Annotated in this window: 17 protein-coding genes; 6 read left to right on the forward strand and 11 right to left on the reverse strand. The window is 42.3% G+C overall.

All coding sequences use genetic code 11. The annotated features are described in order from the left end of the window. The first annotated feature begins 198 nt into the window (after positions 1-198). Positions 199-468, forward strand: a complete 270-nt coding sequence (locus M0221_RS09740) for a roadblock/LC7 domain-containing protein (RefSeq protein ID WP_149492119.1) — start codon at positions 199-201, stop codon at positions 466-468. A 232-nt stretch (positions 469-700) separates the two neighbouring features. Here M0221_RS09740 and M0221_RS09745 read toward each other — a convergent pair whose 3' ends face one another. Next, positions 701-1264, reverse strand: coding sequence for a GNAT family N-acetyltransferase (locus M0221_RS09745; RefSeq protein ID WP_483283710.1), 564 nt, complete (start codon positions 1262-1264; stop codon positions 701-703). Between the two features lie 315 nt (positions 1265-1579). On the opposite strand from M0221_RS09745, the gene M0221_RS09750 reads away from it, so the two are divergent. Beyond that, positions 1580-2248: a DsbA family oxidoreductase gene (locus M0221_RS09750; RefSeq protein WP_263241662.1), complete on the forward strand. Its 669-nt coding sequence runs from the start codon at positions 1580-1582 to the stop codon at positions 2246-2248. 28 nt (positions 2249-2276) lie between these two features. After that, positions 2277-2525 (forward strand): DUF2164 domain-containing protein, encoded by a 249-nt coding sequence (locus M0221_RS09755; RefSeq protein WP_263241661.1) that lies wholly within the window; start codon positions 2277-2279, stop codon positions 2523-2525. 81 nt (positions 2526-2606) lie between these two features. Here M0221_RS09755 and M0221_RS09760 read toward each other — a convergent pair whose 3' ends face one another. Next, positions 2607-3716, reverse strand: coding sequence for an S-(hydroxymethyl)glutathione dehydrogenase/class III alcohol dehydrogenase (locus M0221_RS09760; protein WP_483284778.1), 1110 nt, complete (start codon positions 3714-3716; stop codon positions 2607-2609). Positions 3717-3844: 128 nt separating this feature from the next. Here M0221_RS09760 and M0221_RS09765 point away from each other — a divergent pair, with 128 nt between their 5' ends. Both M0221_RS09765 and M0221_RS09770 read left to right on the forward strand, forming a co-directional pair. Beyond that, on the forward strand, positions 3845-4711 hold the full coding sequence (locus M0221_RS09765; protein ID WP_483283711.1) for a LysR family transcriptional regulator: 867 nt from the start codon (positions 3845-3847) through the stop codon (positions 4709-4711). Positions 4712-4849: 138 nt separating this feature from the next. Next, a complete protein-coding gene (locus M0221_RS09770; protein ID WP_263241659.1) occupies positions 4850-5368 on the forward strand; it encodes a DUF302 domain-containing protein in 519 nt (172 codons plus the stop codon). Between the two features lie 88 nt (positions 5369-5456). Here M0221_RS09770 and M0221_RS09775 read toward each other — a convergent pair whose 3' ends face one another. From M0221_RS09775 to epmB, 8 genes are all read right to left on the reverse strand, one after another. After that, on the reverse strand, positions 5457-5744 hold the full coding sequence (locus tag M0221_RS09775; RefSeq protein ID WP_020444115.1) for a DUF4031 domain-containing protein: 288 nt from the start codon (positions 5742-5744) through the stop codon (positions 5457-5459). A 72-nt stretch (positions 5745-5816) separates the two neighbouring features. Beyond that, on the reverse strand, positions 5817-8120 hold the full coding sequence (locus M0221_RS09780; protein WP_483283712.1) for a transglutaminase TgpA family protein: 2304 nt from the start codon (positions 8118-8120) through the stop codon (positions 5817-5819). Further along, entirely contained in the window at positions 8117-9178 is a 1062-nt protein-coding gene (locus M0221_RS09785; protein ID WP_483283713.1) for a hypothetical protein, read from the reverse strand. Before M0221_RS09785 ends, M0221_RS09780 begins: the two co-directional genes overlap by 4 nt. Positions 9179-9320: 142 nt before the next feature. Further along, positions 9321-10328 (reverse strand): AAA family ATPase, encoded by a 1008-nt coding sequence (locus tag M0221_RS09790; protein WP_483283714.1) that lies wholly within the window; start codon positions 10326-10328, stop codon positions 9321-9323. Positions 10329-10393: 65 nt separating this feature from the next. Next, positions 10394-10849 carry a c-type cytochrome gene (locus M0221_RS09795; protein ID WP_483283715.1) on the reverse strand — a complete coding sequence of 152 codons (456 nt, stop codon included), beginning with the start codon at positions 10847-10849 and terminating at the stop codon, positions 10394-10396. Between the two features lie 143 nt (positions 10850-10992). Beyond that, positions 10993-13086, reverse strand: a complete 2094-nt coding sequence (locus M0221_RS09800) for an EAL domain-containing protein (RefSeq protein ID WP_483283716.1) — start codon at positions 13084-13086, stop codon at positions 10993-10995. A 238-nt stretch (positions 13087-13324) separates the two neighbouring features. Continuing rightward, positions 13325-15031 carry a hypothetical protein gene (locus M0221_RS09805; RefSeq protein WP_483283717.1) on the reverse strand — a complete coding sequence of 569 codons (1707 nt, stop codon included), beginning with the start codon at positions 15029-15031 and terminating at the stop codon, positions 13325-13327. A gap of 175 nt (positions 15032-15206) precedes the next feature. Then, entirely contained in the window at positions 15207-16214 is a 1008-nt protein-coding gene (gene epmB, locus M0221_RS09810) for an EF-P beta-lysylation protein EpmB (protein ID WP_483283718.1), read from the reverse strand. 193 nt (positions 16215-16407) lie between these two features. Here epmB and efp point away from each other — a divergent pair, with 193 nt between their 5' ends. After that, complete coding sequence (efp, locus tag M0221_RS09815; RefSeq protein WP_011514270.1) at positions 16408-16980, forward strand: elongation factor P; 573 nt, start codon at positions 16408-16410, stop codon at positions 16978-16980. A gap of 127 nt (positions 16981-17107) precedes the next feature. Here efp and M0221_RS09820 read toward each other — a convergent pair whose 3' ends face one another. Then, complete coding sequence (locus M0221_RS09820) at positions 17108-18907, reverse strand: GAF domain-containing hybrid sensor histidine kinase/response regulator (RefSeq protein ID WP_483283719.1); 1800 nt, start codon at positions 18905-18907, stop codon at positions 17108-17110. Between the last annotated feature and the right edge of the window lie 12 nt (positions 18908-18919).

Raw genomic sequence — 18919 nt, forward strand, 5'->3', positions numbered from 1 at the left:
CTCACAACTGTATATCATTTTTTTGATGTATACGTCTAGTAAATATCAGCATCATCAAAAGTTATGGATAAGTTTTTATCATTAAAATATCTGAAAATAGTGCGTAGTAAAAACTTAATAATTAAAAAAAGGTGATTAGTTTAGAAAGCTTTAGACAACTAAAGCAAATATTGAAGCATTTGTCTTTAACAATGAATAATGATTTCATTAGCACTATCAAAAGACGTCGATGAAGAGCGCATTCGAGCTATGCAGCTTTTATTGTCACTGGGTGATCGTATAGGCCGCGAATTGGCTTGTGGTAGCACCGACCGTATCATGATTCAAAGTGTGAAAAACTATGTAATCATGACTTCATCAGGTTATAAGACTGCAATGAATATTAGGGCTAAACTGAATGCCAAACTTGGCTTAATATTCTTAGATATTGAATGTGCTTTGGAGGCATTGATGAAATTAATGGGATAAGTGGTGTTAAAGAACCATCAACGCTGTTTGATACCTCATCTAGCTATCAATCGCTTTATCAATAACACTTTAAATGAAAATAGGCACCTTGTCTTATAAAAATTATTTAAGGCATTGCACACTGTTTATATGCAATGAGTCGTTAGTACATTTAAGTAATGGAAATAGCCATTCACAATGAGATGGTAATACATTAAGGCATCTGATGTGGCAACGCTCATTCTAAAGCTACTCAAACTGCCTGCCACTGCTGCCAAGTGATCTTATATAGCACATGTTCAGCGAGTAGATGATTTGACTCAAGTGCAGGATGATAAAAATTGTTTTGCGTATCAGTCATCCTGATACGCTTCATAAGCAGTTGAGAGCGCTTATTAATCACAGCAGTAAATGCAACTACCTCCTCAAGCGCTAGCTCGTTGAAAGCAAAATCTAAAGACGCGCGAGCAGCTTCAGTTGCATAGCCTTGTCCCCAAAACTCCTTACGCAGTCGCCAAGCAATCTCGACACAAGGAGCAAAAGACATATCAGCATGCGTCTGATTTAAGCCAACAAAACCCATAAAGGCATCATTTTTGTTTGAACAGTCTTTTAGACTAAGCGCCCAAAATCCCCAGCCATTATCTTCAATCAGCTGCTGGCATTTACTCGCAATAATATCGCTCACTTTAGCTGATAAAAGCTTGGGAAAATACTTCATAACCTCTGGATCGGCATTCATAGCAGCAAATATTTCAAAATCGCTTGCTTGCCACTGTCTAAGATAAAGACGCTCTGTTTCTATATAAGGTTTCATTGGGTACTCTATAAAACTCATTAAATTGCCTATTTACCTAATTTCTCAAGTCATTCTTATGATGGCTACCCAGTTTAAGCCGCCATAATCAATAGTCGGCTTATGATTATGGCTGGTAGTTATCATTAGTAACTTATCCGCCATTGTAATCACCTAGCCTTTCTCTTAGTATCGTTTGATAAGTATCGTTTGATAAGTATCGCTTAATAAGTATCGCTTAATAAGCATATTGATTACAGTCAGCTTCAGGTAAGAAAGCTTACTTCAAATGGTACTTCATTAGATAAAAAACAGACAATAAATTAGGTAAAACATATGGAAAACTCAAAGCAGTTAACATCAGAGCAGCCACTACGCATCGATATCGTATCAGACGTGGTCTGCCCTTGGTGTGTCGTCGGCTATCGCCAACTAGCAGCAGCACTAGAGAAAACCAATACTGATCATGAGATACATTGGCATCCGTTTGAGCTAAATCCTAATATGCCAAGCGAGGGTCAAAACATGCGTGAGCATATCATGGAGAAATATGGCTCAAGCAAAGCCGAGTCAGATACTAGCCGCGCCAGAATAGCCGAGGCAGGTTCTGAGGTCGGCTTTGAGTTTAATTTTAATGATGACTTGCGTATGCACAACACCTTTAATCTGCATCAGATTTTGCATTGGGCTGAGCAGCAAGGGCGCATGCATGAGTTAAAGCAGGCATTATTTATCGCGCACTTTACCGATAATAGAAACCTCTCTGATATCAGAATACTTGCCGATATTGCTGCAGAGATTGGATTAGATGGTAAAGAAGCGTTGACGGTTTTAGAAGACCAGCAGTTTGCCAATGATGTACGTGAGGTAGAGCAGCATTGGCAAAGGCAAGGTATTCAAAGTGTCCCTGCTATCATTTTTAATGAGCAGCACTTGGTTAGTGGCGCGCAAGGCGTAGATAATTATGTCAATATTTTAGAGCAGCTAGCCAATATGAAAGAATAAATTAAGATTTTTTAGTAGGACCATTTGTATGAATAAAGACAAACTAATCACCCTATCAGATGAAACTGAGATCCTTATCTTAGATCAACTACGGGTTTATATGAATGATGAATTCGATATCGATATTGGCAATTTGCCCGCTAAGTTCTTATTGGATTTTATCATCGAAACCGTAGGTCCGCATTTTTATAATCAAGTGGTCGATGATATGGAGCCATGGCTATACGAGAGGTTTACGGGTATATTAGAAGATATGCATAGCTTTAGAAAGGACTAAAAGATAGACAGAAAAAAGCCGCTCCTATGATAGGAGCGGCTTTTTCGTATTCTATGATGCTAATGTTATAACTGTTACAAGTTAAAAATGAATAACCGTACGAATACTTTCGCCTTTATGCATCAAATCAAACGCTTCATTGATGTCCTCTAATGGCATCGTATGAGTGATAAAATCATTTAATGGAATATCACCTTGCATATAACGATCAACATAGCCGGGCAGTTCTGAACGACCTTTGACGCCCCCAAAAGCTGAACCGCGCCAGACGCGACCAGTCACTAGCTGGAATGGACGGGTTGAGATTTCTTTGCCGGCACCAGCGACACCGATGATGACCGACTCGCCCCAGCCTTTATGACAGCACTCAAGCGCTGAACGCATAACATCGACATTACCGATACACTCAAATGAGTAATCTACGCCGCCATCCGTCATCTCAACGATAACCTCTTGGATAGGCTTGTCATAGTCTTTAGAGTTGATGCAATCAGTTGCGCCTAGCTTTTTGGCGAGCTCAAATTTATCTTCGTTAATATCAATACCGATAATACGACTGGCTTTTGCCATTTTTGCACCGATAATAGCCGCTAAGCCAATACCCCCAAGGCCGAAAACAGCAACGGTCGCGCCTTCTTCAACCTTAGCGGTATTCATGACTGCGCCCAAACCTGTAGTCACACCACAACCAAGTAAGCAAACTTTTTCTAACGGTGCATTGGCGTCAACTTTGGCTAAAGAGATCTCTGGTAATACCGTATATTCAGAGAAGGTTGAGCAACCCATATAATGGTAAATTGGCTGACCATCTTTATAAAAACGGGTGGTGCCATCTGGCATCAAGCCTTTACCTTGAGTCTCACGTACCGCTGAGCATAGGTTGGTTTTACCTGAGGTACAGAATTTACATTCGCCGCACTCTGCGGTGTATAAAGGAATGACATGGTCACCCACTTGCACGCTAGTCACGCCTTCGCCGATTTTCTCAACGATACCGCCACCTTCATGACCTAAAATAGCTGGGAATACGCCTTCTGGGTCTTCACCAGATAAAGTAAAAGCATCGGTATGGCAGACGCCACTGGCGATGATTTTGACCAATACTTCGCCTTTGCGCGGTAGCATGACGTCCACTTCTTCAATCGATAATGGCTGATTAGGGCCCCAAGCAATGGCGGCTTTTGATTTGATAAATTTATCTGACATAAAAGTCTCTCTTTTTAATGGTTGAATTTTAATAGTGTGATTATTTTATATTACTTCCCTGCTAATGATAATATAGCATATTTGAAAATATCTTTTACACAGTGGTAATAATCATGAAGTGGGATGGTATCAGTGAGTTTGTCTACGTGGCAGAATTTGAGAGCTTTACTAAAGCGGCGTCCAAGCTTGCCATCTCGACAGCGCAAGTGAGCCGTCAGGTTACTGCATTGGAGAAGCGGCTCAATACTAAGCTGCTGTATCGAACGACACGCAAAGTGTCGCTAACAGAAGAAGGGCGCGTGTTTTATCAGCATTGCCGCAGCATCCTTGATGGACTCGATGCCGCAGAGCAAGCGGTCAGTAATTTGCAGTCCAAACCGCAAGGTCGAATCAATCTGACAGCTCCTGTCACCTATGGAGAGCAGCAGCTATTGCCACTGGTGAATGATTTTATGGTGCAATATAGTGATATCGAAGTGACGGCTTTTTTGAGCAATCAGAAGATTGATTTGATTGAAGGTGGTTATGATTTGGCAATACGTATCGGTAAGCTCAGCGACTCTACGATGATGGCAAAAAAACTCAGTCATCGTACCAACTTTGTCTGTGCATCGCCCGCTTATTTTGAGAAATATGGTCGCCCAAAAACCTTGGATGAACTCAGTCAACACAGCTGCCTATTAGGTACACTTGATTATTGGCATTTTAAAGAAGCGGATACAGAGCGCAATATACGCGTGAGCGGTAAGATACGCTATAACAGCGGTTATAGCTTGGTTGATGCAGCGCTAAAGGGGCTTGGCATCGTACAATTGCCAGATTATTATGTACAAAAACATCTAGCAACCGGTCGTTTAATGACGGTATTGGACGGATATAGAGAGCAAGAAGAAGGGATATGGGCAATCTACCCGCACAATCGTCATTTATCGCCAAAAATTAGGCTGTTGGTGGACTATCTAGCAGATCATTTGGCTTAATAATTCGTTAAGGCCTGTTGCAATGTGACTCTTTACTATGCACCGTTTATTACGCACAATGTAATGATGCACTATAAGGACTCGATGTTGCCAATCATCACTCATTGAACAAACGACCACCATAAAAAAGGAATTTTTATGCTTAAGATTATCTCTATTGCTGCCTTAGCTTTGGCTGTATCCTCTTGCGCCAGTGTTGAAAATATTTTAAATGCGCCTGATAAGATGCCATCAACGCCAGACACGATGACTGCTATCAATGCTAAAAAAGGTTTGGTTACGATGCAAAGTCCTCATTCCGTGCAAGATACCGCTGATAAGCTGGCAGCGATTATTGAAAGCAAAGGTATGAAGGTATTCGCACGCGTCGATCATCAAAAAAATGCACAAAGTGTCGATTTAACATTAAGACCAACACAAGTCATTATGTTTGGTAATCCAAAAGCGGGTACGCCATTGATGCAATGCGAGCAAAGCGTCGCCATCGATTTACCGCAAAAAATTCTAATCAGTGAAGATGCCGATAAAAAAGTATGGGTATCATACAATAATCCTGAATACTTAAAGACACGTCATAACATCAAAGGCTGCGATACCGAGATTGCTAATATCTCAAAAGCGCTCAACAGTGTTAGTAAGGCAGCTATTGCCAAGTAAATTTCTAGCAAAAAATTTAATAAATAAAAAGGTGGGTAGCCAAATCGCAACCCACCTTTTTTCTATCTCTAGAATATTAACTTATTTATTAGCAATGCTCAGAGCGTGCTATTTGCTCATGCAACTCTACTTTTAATTTCTTTGCACATTCTATAATCTTTTTTCGATCGGCAGGGATAGCACCATACTCAATCGCTATCTCTCGCATTTGTACGGTGACATCGTAGTGCGGGTAACTGGCATGACGATGGAATAAGCGTGCATCCACTTCAATCAGCGCAGCAAAATCATGCAGCTCTTGCAAGGTATCTGCCAGCAGATGGCACCACTTATAGCCTTTAAACTCTATCTGCATAAAATCGACGTATATTGCCATAGAGCTATCCCTTTATTTATTGCTTTAAAATAATCTAAGTACTTTTACTTTAGTGCATCTACCACACACAAATCAGTATAACCCTGGTAATTCCCTTACGTTTTTCTTTAGCTGCTTAAGTACTTGCTGGTACTCATTATTACTCATATCTATCGTGCTCAAACGCCCATAACGCAGCTGACGATAATCCTTTTTAATCTGCTCTATTTTTATTTGAGCCACTGTTAAATCATTGCTGTCTACCAACTGACTAGGACTACTACTCTGAGTATTTGTCCCTGTGTTTGCTTCAGGTTTTGGACGAGCACTTGTATCAAGTGACATTGCCAAGCGTTCAAGCCATGCCAATTGCCCTTCACTCTCAAACCTAGCCAACGTTTTATTGTTCTTGCCAATACGTTTTGATAGCTGTGCAAGTGGCAGATCTGCTGGATGCCAGCGCTTGCGGCGGCATTGCCAAATGACAAAAACCAAAGTCACCATGATGGTAATAGCACTCACCGCTAGCCAAATAATTTGCTGCATCACTGAGCGGATGTTAAACCACTTAAGTAATGAGTCCGCTTGCTTGTCTTGATCATAACCGACGACGTCTTTTTGCCAATAGTAGCTGGCTTGGTCTGACAGGCGGCGCAAGGTTTGTAACATCTGATACTGCTGATAGCTGATTTGCGCGCTAGCGCCATCGCCGAATATCGCTGCTCCTTGCGACTGCGTCAGCGCATCCATGCCTTGCTCGACGCGCTCAGGTGCAACAAAAGCTGTCGGATCGACACGTACCCAGCCTTGACCCTCAAGCCAAACTTCCGTCCAAGCGTGTGCATCCTTTTGTCGCACCTCCCAAACATTCCCACTGCGGCTTAGCTCGCCACCTTGATAGCCTGCCACGACCCGTGCAGGTATGCCAGCGGCGCGCATCATAAAGGTAAAGCTGGAAGAATAGTGCTCACAAAACCCCGCTTTGGTCTCAAATAAAAACTCATCAATACGGTTATTATTCAGCCGTGGCGGAGATAGTGTATAACGAAATTCTGTTTTATGAATCCAGCGCTCAATAGCTGCCATATAGCGTAGAGGATCTGAGCCTGACTGGGCAAAAAGCTGCTGGGCTAATGCTCGTGCTTGTGGGTTGCCTTTATTAGGCAAGGCAAGATTTAGTCGTCGCACCTCGTCAGTGAGTATAGGGTCAATCTGCATCGGCGTAAACTGTGCTACATCGTAGCGTAATTGCTGGGTAACAGGCTGGTCTTTTAACAGGGTAAAGTCTGAGGTGACACTGACATCTTGCTGCTGGGCAAACGGATAATCGAGTCCAAATAACCAGTTCTGCTGAGTAGGTTCTAAGATAATCTGATAAGTGTTGGGGGCAGCTTTCACCGCATCAGGAACAGTCGAAAATGCATTTTTAATCCAAGTAGGTATAGGTAACGTAGGCTGCCATGCTCGCTGCTGAGGGCTTTGACGCCAAGTAATGCCATCAAAATCGCTAAATACCAAGCCTCGCCAATACAACTCCTGCTGCGGGGGTCGATTGTCTGTAAACTCTACCCGAAAAGCCAATTCGGTTGACTGACCTAAATTAGCAAAATCACCTGGCGACATACTATCAGAGACGCCTGTGGTCGCTTGCTGACCTGATAACTGTACTGACCATAGTGGGGGCAAACGCGGAAAGAATAGGAATAGCACCACCAATAATGGCAATGCTCCAATACCCAATACTCCCAAGGTGCGCACACGACCATCACCGCGACTATTCCCATCATCATTTAGCGCGATAAATGCCAGCAACACAATAATCGTGCCAATAATCACTTCTAAAGTCGTTATTAACCCTTGATCCATCAAAAACAACGCTGCAAGTACAAACAGTGAAAGATTCAACACCACATAAGCATCGCGGCGCTTGTAAAGCTCCCACAGTTTGCTGATAAGGCAGAGCACTAAAAATGCCACACCCATATCCAGTCCAAATGCAGTATTGTAGGTCAGCCACAATCCTGCCAGCCCCAATAAGAAGCCAAGCATTTGCATGCCTTGATAGACGCGTTTTAAATATGCTATTTTTTTAAACCGCACTTTGATGCGTGGCAATTGGGCAATAATACTGACGACAGCAAAACCCATTAGCCATAATGGTAAGTGTGCCGCATGAGGTAAAATAACAATGACTTGGGCAATTAATACCCAATAATAGGCTGGTAGCGCTAAAAAATTGCGATACCATTTTCTAGCGTAACCGTGTTCAACACTAGCGCGGGTGCTTTGACCCGTTGCCAATTGCTCAAAAATGGCTGTCTCTGTAGAGTTTTTAGTAAGAGAATCGATCGATACATTTTCAATGTCATTCGAGGAAGATCGTTTAGAATTGTTCATGGCGCTTTTGCCAATCTTAGTAAGCAAGCCTTTGCAAAGCTGTCGCCCTCGCCCGTCATTACCGCAGAGGAATATTCAGACGGTGCCTCATTTGGTAAGCACATATTAAACGGCACACCCAATTGCCCTAATATGAGCGTGCCATGAGCCAGTTGTGCCAGCTTCTGCTCATGATTCGCCGCTGGCATATCGGCATAATCCAAGGTTTGCTCGTGACCAACAGGATCGGCAAAATGCTTGGTAAGCATACCCTGACCGCGTGCCACATGTCCCCAAGAAACCCGTGCCAGCGACTCTCCTTCGATATAATTATCCATCCGCTCAAAGTCATCTTGACCTTGCCGATATTGCCCGCCTGTTGGTAAATCCTCCTGACTGGCAACTGCATACTGCGCCTGCCAATCAAACACTTCAGGTTTTGGATAGACCCAAGCAGTACGGGCAAAATAAACATAGGACCATGCCCGCATGATACCCAAAGGGTAAACCGTTTTTATTTTTAACCGTGGTAATTCAAACTGCCCACGATTCTGCGTCGGTACAGGCAAGCGAATAATTTGCTCGTTTTGCAGTCGTGTCACCAGTATTGACTGTTTATTATCAGCGTTATGTTTAATTTTTTTACTGGTTTTTTTATCTTTCTTGCTATTAGCCTTGCCATCAGTCTGCTCAAAGCTAAATAACAACTGCCGTCTTGGTTGACGGCTCTCACTGCGCAGCTGCAAAGTCACCCAAACAGGCGCACCTGCTTCTGCCATAGTCACCTCAAGTAAACGTATTTGCAAACCTGAAATGTGCGCAAAGGTTACATGAAAGCTGATCAGCCAAACGCTAATCAAATAAAAACATAAACCTAACACCAAGTTATTGCCATAGTTGATGCCGGCAATAAAAGTAATGATCAGCAGCACCGCAAATAGCATGCCTTCCCGGCTAAAAAATATATAGACATTACGCAAATTGAGGGTGGCGCTGTCACTTTTGGGCGCACGCGAAGCGAACCATCGATTGGCTGCTGAGGCGGCTGTTACGGTGAAAGCTTTTGGCAAAAGGCTCATGGCTACCCTATCGTTACCATAAAATTGACAATATCATTGATATTCAGAGAAAGCGTTCGATACCAATATGTTGAATAATTACTTAGAGAATCACCTTCAGTGTTAAATGATTTTAGATGAGCATTTATCGAATCATAAACATTTAAACAATAACTGCTACTTCTAACAAAATACGTTGAGAAATGGTCAGGGTAGCTTGCCCGCCAGTGACATGCGCTGGCACAAAACGCTGACCCAAACGATGGTCGGTGACTGCAGCAAATACCGCTTGAATATCTTCAGGCGTGACCTCCATATGTCCTGATACATAGGCGTAAGCCTGCGCGGCGCGCTGTAGCGACAATAAACCGCGCGGCGACAGCCCATGATACTCTTGGCTTGCCCGCGTCTTTGCGACCAATCGCTGCAGATAATCCAAGACCACATCTGCGATGTGTACCTGCTTTACCCCTTGCTGCGCCAATAACACGGCTTCTGTATCAAGCACCGCACCCAAACTGTTTAAAAGCTCGCGGCGATCTTGACCTTTTAACAATGCCCGCTCTGCTGCAGCTGATGGATAACCAAGCGATAAGCACAATAAAAATCGATCTAGCTGCGACTCAGGAAGTGGGTAAACACCTGCTTGCTGTAAAGGGTTTTGAGTGGCTATCACAAAAAATGGCTTGGGTAAGGGATAACTTTGCCCATCTTGTGTCACTTGCCGCTCCTCCATCGCTTCAAGTAACGCACTTTGGGTCTTGGGACTTGAGCGATTGATCTCATCAGCGAGTAGCAGCTGAGTAAAAATAGGACCTGCTCGAAACTCAAATTGGCGCTTATTTTGATCGTAGATACTCATGCCCAATATATCGGCAGGCAGCATATCGTTGGTGAACTGCACACGGCTAAAGCTCAAGCCTAATAATTGGGCTAAACCTTGTGCCAAGGTCGTCTTACCCATACCCGGCAAGTCTTGTAGCAATAAATGACCGCCTGCTAAAATACCACTAAGCGCAAGCTTAACTACTTGCGATTTATCCAATACGATTTGATTCAATTGCGACATTAACTGAGCAATTTTTTGCTGATTATGGCTATAATCAGCAGCACTAGGCACCGTTTGAGTACGCGTTTCTGATATCAGCTGATGTTTCGATGAAAGGGGCATATTAGGGGCTGCGTTAAGGCGATTATGGGTTTAATTTGTGAGGAAAAAAAGGTATCAAGTAAGGTTTATTTGTCATTTTCAACGCTTGGGGCAGCTGCGCGAAGGGTAGACAAGTAGGCAATCACATCAGCGCGCTCTTTAGAATCTGGCATCGGGTCTGACAGCATTTTCGAATCTGGCATGGCTTTTTCAGCATCCGCAATATAAGTATCAAGGGTTTGAGAATCCCATATCCAACCCGAGGCTTTAAGTCCTTCACTATAAGTATAATCTGCAAGTTCTGCTGCCGGCGCGCCGTAAATATTCATCAGCTGTGGGCCTTTTTTATTGAGACCGGGGTTTAACTGATGACACTGACCACAAGCATCTTGATATATGAGTGCACCATTATCGGCATCGCCTTCAATGTAAAGCGGTAGCGTGACAGTAGCACGATAATCAGGCGGCGTTTTCTCGCAAGCACTTAGCAGCAAAGCGGCGACAAGCATACCGACCAGTTGATATTTATTGACTATAGACATGGTGTCATCTTTAATTAATAGGTATTGATGTCGATGAGTCTACATCAAACATCCTATAATGCAAAGGTTGATAGACATCGATAGCCGTCTGTAGACCATAAATGCAGAGTATCTATATAGTATTCATGAATATAAAATAAGACTTAACTCTCATTAGAGACTTTGATACTGTTACTCGGCATTTCTAAATAATTACCTTGTAAGTAGCGTGCGCCGACACTCCATGCAACAGACATGGTTGCAGCATCTTCAATATAAGGCATCAATACATCAACATTAATCTCATTGGTACGTACGATAATTGATTTGACCGTTTCTAAATTGTCAGCGGCATCAATTCCTTCGACATAATTATGGGCTAAACGTACCATATTAGGATGAACAAAATTGGCAAGCTCCACAGATTTTATAGATGATCCAAAATTATTGATGCTAAGCTGGCAGTTTACCTGACTGAGCGCGGTAAATTGAGATTTCGCTACCGTTAAGTAATCTGAGATGTCTTTTTCATTGAACTGCAGTGTCAACGCCCCAGCTTTACCACCGATGGCATTGATGAGCTGGCTTGCAACACTGGGCAGTTTTTTATCGATTAAAGACGCATTGGTTAGCTGTACCAGTAACCGTGCCTCTGGATGGGTTTTACGCACTTCATTGATTCTCTTACAGGCATTAATTAATACCCAGCGGTCTATTTTTTCTAATAATTGATGAGATTTTGCAACCGCCATAAACTGTTCTGGAGTCAATACGGTATTCTCAGCATCTGCTAGCGGTAGCCGCAGGAATACTTCAAAGAAGTCACTACGGTCATTATTGATGTCATATATGGGCTGGAACAATAACTCAAAGCGATTATTGGTAATGGCATCAACCAGAGATTCTGCTAGCGCATGATCGTCACTATTGGCGTGCTCACTTGCATCATATAGATGATAACGACCGCCATGATTGGAGGTCTCAATCATGATTTGATTGATAGCATCCATAGCGCGCTCAAGCAACACTCTAGGCTCAGGCGTATTTTTTTCAATTTTAACAATAGCAGTACTTGCTGTCGTATTGGTTGTGCGCTTATCCACTTCAATAAGCATCTTACTGATACTCATGCCAATCTGTTCAGCCAGCTTTTCAAGCGCAGCTGTCGTCTGATTTTCTACCAAAATAGTAAATGCTGTATCACTAAAGCGGCTGACATGACCATCGACTACCAGCTCATCTAAGGTATTAGCGACTTGTTTCACCGTGCTATCAATACCTTGCAGACCTAAACTGCTTCTAATTTTTCCGACATTATCGAGTTGCACATACAAGAGTGCCGCCGTCATAGCGCCTTTTCTTGCCTGTTCATATGCTGCCGCCAGTTGCTCTTCAAAGCTGTGTCGATTATCAATGCCCGTCAAGCTGTCTTTACGCTCAGCTTCAGCCAAACGTTTGGCGACCTCAATGCTATTGCTATTATTTTGTTGAATAATAATCTGGGTGACCGGCTCACCATCTAGTGTCGCTATTGCCAACTGTAGTTTTGCTTCAAACGTACTGCCATCCTTACGTCTACTCTCAAAATTAAACTCAACATCTTTACGGTTCCCTTTATCGAACTGACGTAAAAACTGTTTAACAGCTTTAACATTATCACCGCCTGCAATCAAATCAATCACAGGTATACCGATAATATCATTCATTGCCTCAAAACCAAATAACTGCAGATACGGATCATTGGCAAAGATATGAATCCCTTGATCAATGTATGCGACTGCGCTTTTTGAGTTTTTAATCAATACGTTTGCGCGCTGTTCTGCCTCAGAGAGAACAGACTGCAATGTCTTAAGCTGTTGGCGACTGTGCAAGTTTTCGTGCAATAAGCGAATAGCCATGATGACTGCCGTTTCTTGCTCTACATAGAGTGCCTTAACCATCGTACCATTCATAATAGACGGTAAGCCTTCGTCATTGTGAGCGTTGGCTACCGTATTTTTACTTATCAAACAAACCGATGGTAAGTCAATATCTTGCTCTTGAATGATAGCAACCACGTCGGTAAAACTCATATCATACGCTTGACCAAAAACCAACACATCCCATGATTGGCGCAATGATTTTAGCAACTCATCTTTATCGTCCAAAAAACCTAAATTCACGCTGTCATAGTATGAACCGAGCAAGTCTACAAGGCGCTCAGCATAAAGCTGATCAGCATCGATAACCAATAAGTTCAAGAGAGACTGAGTACGCATAGAAAGCCTTTTTAATCTTAAAAAATAATATGAATCGCCGCTGAGCTGTCGTCAAATATATAAAAGATAGCAGAATATTAAGAAACAGCGTCGTAGTTATTGTTGTCATTATAAACAATAATTTAGCCGACTGTTGCTTAACTTATCATGGTAATTGTTAAATAATTCGACACAGCAATTTTATATGACACGACTAACTAGGTCTTTAGAGGTCCGGCTTTTATGTAGATTAACGTCATTAACCCTGCACCCCTTCATATTGGCTAAATTCATCAGTCACCATTAGACTACGACCCAAGCGCAAAGATTTCTGTTGGTCATTAATACGCATGAGAACCTTATCATCTGTTTGAAAATGAGAGGTCGGTAACAATAGACTATAAGACGTTTGTAGGTGTTCATCAGCTCCGATGACAAACGCTGGCACAAAATGCTGACTGCGATTCTGTCTATCTTGTAGACAAATTCCACAGGCGATTATCTTATGACCAAGGATTTGCCATTCAAGCTCGAGTTTTGCGCTATCCAAATTAAGCCAACGCACCACTCCCATGGACCATTTAGACGCAGTAGCCTTATCTTTGCGACACAATAAAAAAAGGCTCATTATTTGTAAAGGTGGTGCGATGGAAGTGAGATCATCAATTTTATCAATTGTCTCAGATGAATCTAGAAACAAGCGTAGGGTACGAAAGTGTGACAACTGATTATTACCCTCAAATATTTCCGCTAATGATTCTTTATGGGCAGCATTATTTTTTGGTAAGGTATCATAACGCGGCTGCTGATACTCGGGCAGATTTTTAGATGCTATTAAACTGCTGAAAGCTTCACCGTTACTAATACGGTAATGTATTTCATTAAAACCCGATATTATCGTCGCCGGCTGCTTTGTATTGTGATCAATAGGAGGCATGCGCTTTGGTTTAATATAACGATATCTTATCGCCATTGAAACGGTATTAATCAGAAAATATTCAACCCCTCTTCGATCAATATCGATTAAGGTTTTCATACGCGATTGTAAATACGTCACTAAAGGTTCAAGCTCTATAAATAGGCAGATGTGATGAGCATCATATGGGTTGATAGTAGATAATGCAGTTAAATAAGTAGGCGGCTCTTTACTCTGTAGATTGACGAACACTCGCGTTGCTGTGCGTGGCTCTATGGTAGCAACTATATGTGCACTCCACGCTGGCAGCAGACGCTGTAGCAGTAAGATATGAGGTCGACGCAGTGCACGTACATTTAGCAACTCATGCAAGCATATTTGGCAATATAAGTCATGGATAGTATCACCTTGCTGCGCTGGAATGTAAGCACTCAGTACGATATGTGAGGCTCGCTGCTGGCATGCGTTAAGATATAAGTTATTTACATTAGCCCATATATAGGCTGGCGACTTTTGATAGCAAAAGCCATCTTCAAATAGCAGTTTTTGATACATCAGTAGCGTTTGGTAAGTGGCAATCGCCAAGGTAACAGGAGATGATTTTTCACTGGTAAAATAGCGCTGCAACAGATTACTTGAAGGTGCTTGCTGCTTATCCTTTAAAAGGGTAATTTCGCGGCGTATCACGCCGTCATAGGTCATAATCAATGAATAGTACAGCGACTTCACCTGAGCAACATAGCCAAGCTGAGCTTCATTGAGCGCCCCTGTCTCATAAATGTACTGTTGGCGTAGCGCCGCAATTAGCTGACTGGCGGCATTAGTGACAATCTTAATCAATCTCAAACGCTGCCTATCATCAGTAGGAATCAGACGCAATTCTGTTAATACTTTTTCTATTTGTTCGACTTGCTGGGCCTCTGTTTGCGCTGGCAATAGTGCCGCCCATTTATGCAAGTGCGGCTCATTGCTACTCTTAGACTTATTGCAAGCTTCTAACAAAGGGGGTTCAGCCGCTAAATACGCTTGAAACGTCGATAAATTTACCATTACCGTCCTTAGTAATTGCGTAAGTTATCCATGAATGTAGAAGGATATATTCTTAAAAAAGAATATTGCTATCATACCTAACCATTCCTCTATATATGTTGCTTATTTATAATTTTCTCAAATCTATTTCTTGTTATGTATTTACCAAAATAAAAACCCTATCATAGTGCACAATTTACTTATTATTGTAAACATTAATTGGTACCTTGAAAGGTTCGTTTGGCAATTCTCTGACCAGTTTGGGTACTAGGTAGCCCGGTAATTTAGCCAATAGCGACCAATAAAGCTCAATGGCAAATTTCTCATCACTGTCAAAATGAGCCGCGCCCGCTACTTTATCTAGTACATGTAGATAATAGGGCAACACGCCCGCTGCAAATAAACGCTGACTCAAAGCCGTTTGCGCACTAACGCTGTCATTGATACCTTTTAAAAGTACCGCTTGATTTAATAAAGTAATTCCTGCGGCACGAGCGCGCTGCAAATACTCTGCTGTCAACGCATCAATCTCATTGGCATGATTACCATGAATGACCATGACGATTTGACAGCGGCTTTGTGCCAAACGCTCTAATAGCGCATCATCAAGCCTTGCTGGAATCACGAGCGGCAGACGGGTATGTATACGAATGGTTGTCAATTGCCCAATCGCCTCCAAAGTATCTAGCCAAGCAAATAGACGTCTATTGGTCACATTTAATGGATCACCGCCACTTAAGATAACTTCATTAATCTCAGGATGGGCGCTGATATAATCGATAATATCCTGTTTTGCGCTGGCAGTTGGCATATTGGCACTATAGTCAAAATGCTGACGAAAGCAGTAACGACAATGAATCGCGCAAGCACCAGTAATGGTTAATAGCAGTCTTGATTGATATTTATGCAGCACGCCTTTGACAGGATTATGCGCATTTTCGGCTAGTGGGTCAGCCACATAGCCCGCCACTGCCATTTGCTCTTTATGATTGGGTAGTACCTGCCTTAATAAAGGATCATCACGATCACCAACGGTCATTTTTGCCACAAAGGCACGCGGTACTCGCAGCTCAAAATGTTTAGGCACGTAGACCTCTGAGCGCAGAGATTGTAGCTCTAATATCTCAAGCAGCTCATCAATAGAGGTAATGGCTTCGGATAATTGCGTTTGCCAGTTTTTTTGTGTGATTAAATGGTTTATCATGACAACCTAATACCTGTGCCCAAAAGCCGATATTATACGCTGTTAGGGCGTCGCCTATCAAAGCAAACGTCCTATCGTTTATGTACCAGAATGGCTCATATCTTTTAGCACGGTAAATCTGGCACTCCATTTTCACTAAAAATATTTACCATCCTTTTTTTAAACCCTTTTTCTAAACCCTTAGGAGTCTTCCGTGGCAAGTTTTTCTACCAATGAATTTAAATCTGGTCTCAAAGTCATGCTCGATGGCAACCCTTGTGCCATTCTTGAAAACGAGTTTGTCAAACCAGGTAAAGGACAGGCCTTTAACCGTGTTAAATTGCGCAATCTTCGTAGTGGTAAAGTATTGGAACAAACCTTTAAGTCAGGCGATAGCTTAGAAGCTGCTGATGTCATGGACACTGAAATGAACTATCTCTATAACGATGGTGAATTTTGGCATTTCATGCATCCTGAGAGTTTTGAGCAGATTCAAGCGGACAAAACAGCGATGAGCGATTCAATAAAGTGGTTAAAAGAAAACAGCAATGCACTATGTACCATCACTTTATTCAACGGTGCTCCTCTTTCAGTAACACCGCCAAACTTCGTTGAATTGCAAATCACTGAAACCGATCCGGGTGTACGTGGTGATACCTCAGGCGGCGGCGGCAAGCCTGCAACGTTAGAGACTGGCGCTGTGGTACGTGTACCATTATTTGTGCAGCAAGGTGAAGTAGTACGTGTAGATACTCGTACTGGCGATTATCAAACGCGCGTTAGCTAAAGCTATTAATAGATAGCTCTAGTCTGTCTGTAAAAACAAAAAAGCTTAACCGCTCAGAGAGAGGTTAAGCTTTTTTAATGGCTAGCAAATAAGTCATGAATAATAAAGGGTGGAATTAGACTGCCAGTTATTGTTCTAATGATTGCTTATGCATCAACCAATATTGCACCAACGCATTCAGCTGCTCTTGTTTGAAAGGCTTTGTACAATAATCCTGCATACCCACATCAAGGTATTTTTTGCGCTCGCCATCCATTGCATTGGCAGTCAACGCAATAATAGGCGGCAAGTCTTGAGGAGCATAGAGCTCATGAAGTTTGATGGTTGCCTGTACCCCATCCATAATCGGCATGTGATGATCCATCAAAATCACATCATAACGCTCAGGATATAAGGCAAATATCTCGATAGCTTGCTGCCCGTCATTGACGTGAGTGACCGTATGACCACCATTATTAAGGGCTTTTTTAGCAATCATCGCGTTCACACTGTCATCTTCAACCAACAAGATATGACCGACCAGCTCATCACTCGGCAACGTTATTGTAAAGTCATTGTCCGCTTGCCATATCTCATAATCTTCTGTAGCAATACACGGTAGCGGCAATAATACTCTAAAGGTCGTGCCAATACCGACTACGCTATCTACTTCAATATAGCCACCCATTAGCTCCACTAGAGACTTACAGACAGACAATCCAAGTCCGGTACCACCATAAAGCCTGTGGGTATATTTATTTGCTTGATCATAAGCATCGAATATTGCCTCTAATGATTCAGACTTAATACCGACGCCCGTATCCGTAACCTCAATACATAAAGTCATTTCTTGATGAATCGTTGTACTATTTTTATCATCAATGGCAAAATCTAAACGACTATCATTACTGCCTTTAGTCTGATCGCAATCCTTATTATCTAGACAAGGATTGTCTTGCATATGTTTAACATCAATCGTTACACGCCCGCCTTCACGGGTAAATTTAATCGCATTATTGACCAAATTTACCATGACCTGCTTAAGACGTACGGGATCCCCTTTAACATAAGGCGATAGTGACTCGGTATAGTGATAGTCTAAAACTAAGCCGCGTTGGCGAGCTTTGATAGCAAATAAGCTAACGACCTCATTACAGAGACTAGATAGATTCATCGGGATAGAATCGATAGTCATTTTACCGGCTTCGACTTTTGATAAGTCTAAAATACCATTGATAATCGCGAGCAAATGCTCATTTGATACTTTTATATTCTCGATATATTCTCTTTGTTCAACGCTCAGCATGGTGTCACTGAGCATCTCAACCATACCGATGATACCATTCATCGGTGTGCGTATCTCATGACTCATATTGGCCAAAAACGCTGACTTCATCTCATTGGCATATTTGGCATTACGCTGCTGCTCTTGTAGCTTTAAAGCGTCGGCTGCCATCGTCGCAAATTGGGCTAGTATGTTGGCTTTTTCATCACTGAAATCATGATGAGGCTCTATATCCATCAAACATAAAGAGCCAAAACGATAATTTTTACCGTCTTCATGCGTGATGATGGGTGCACCAGCATAAAAGCGTATCTTAGGCCATTGAGCGACAAATGGATATGTATTGAAGCGCTCATCGTTTGCCAAATCAGCTACCACAAAAATACTATCAGACAATATAGTATAATTACAAATAGCCACATTACGTGTCGTGGTACATACCTCGTCAAAACCAATACCAGATTTTAGGTACTGAGTTTCTTCATCTATAAAAGTAATCGCCACCATCGGCACATTAAAAAACAGTTTCGCAAGCTCAGTCAAACGTGCAAAAGAAGACTCTTGATTGGTATTAAATACCTGATATTTTTTGAGCCTATTGATACGCTCCGCATCATCTTCTGCGATAGGGTAATCAAAGTCTGGTACGTTGGATATAGACAAGGTGGACTCCAT

Source organism: Psychrobacter sp. ANT206, from assembly GCF_056880555.1.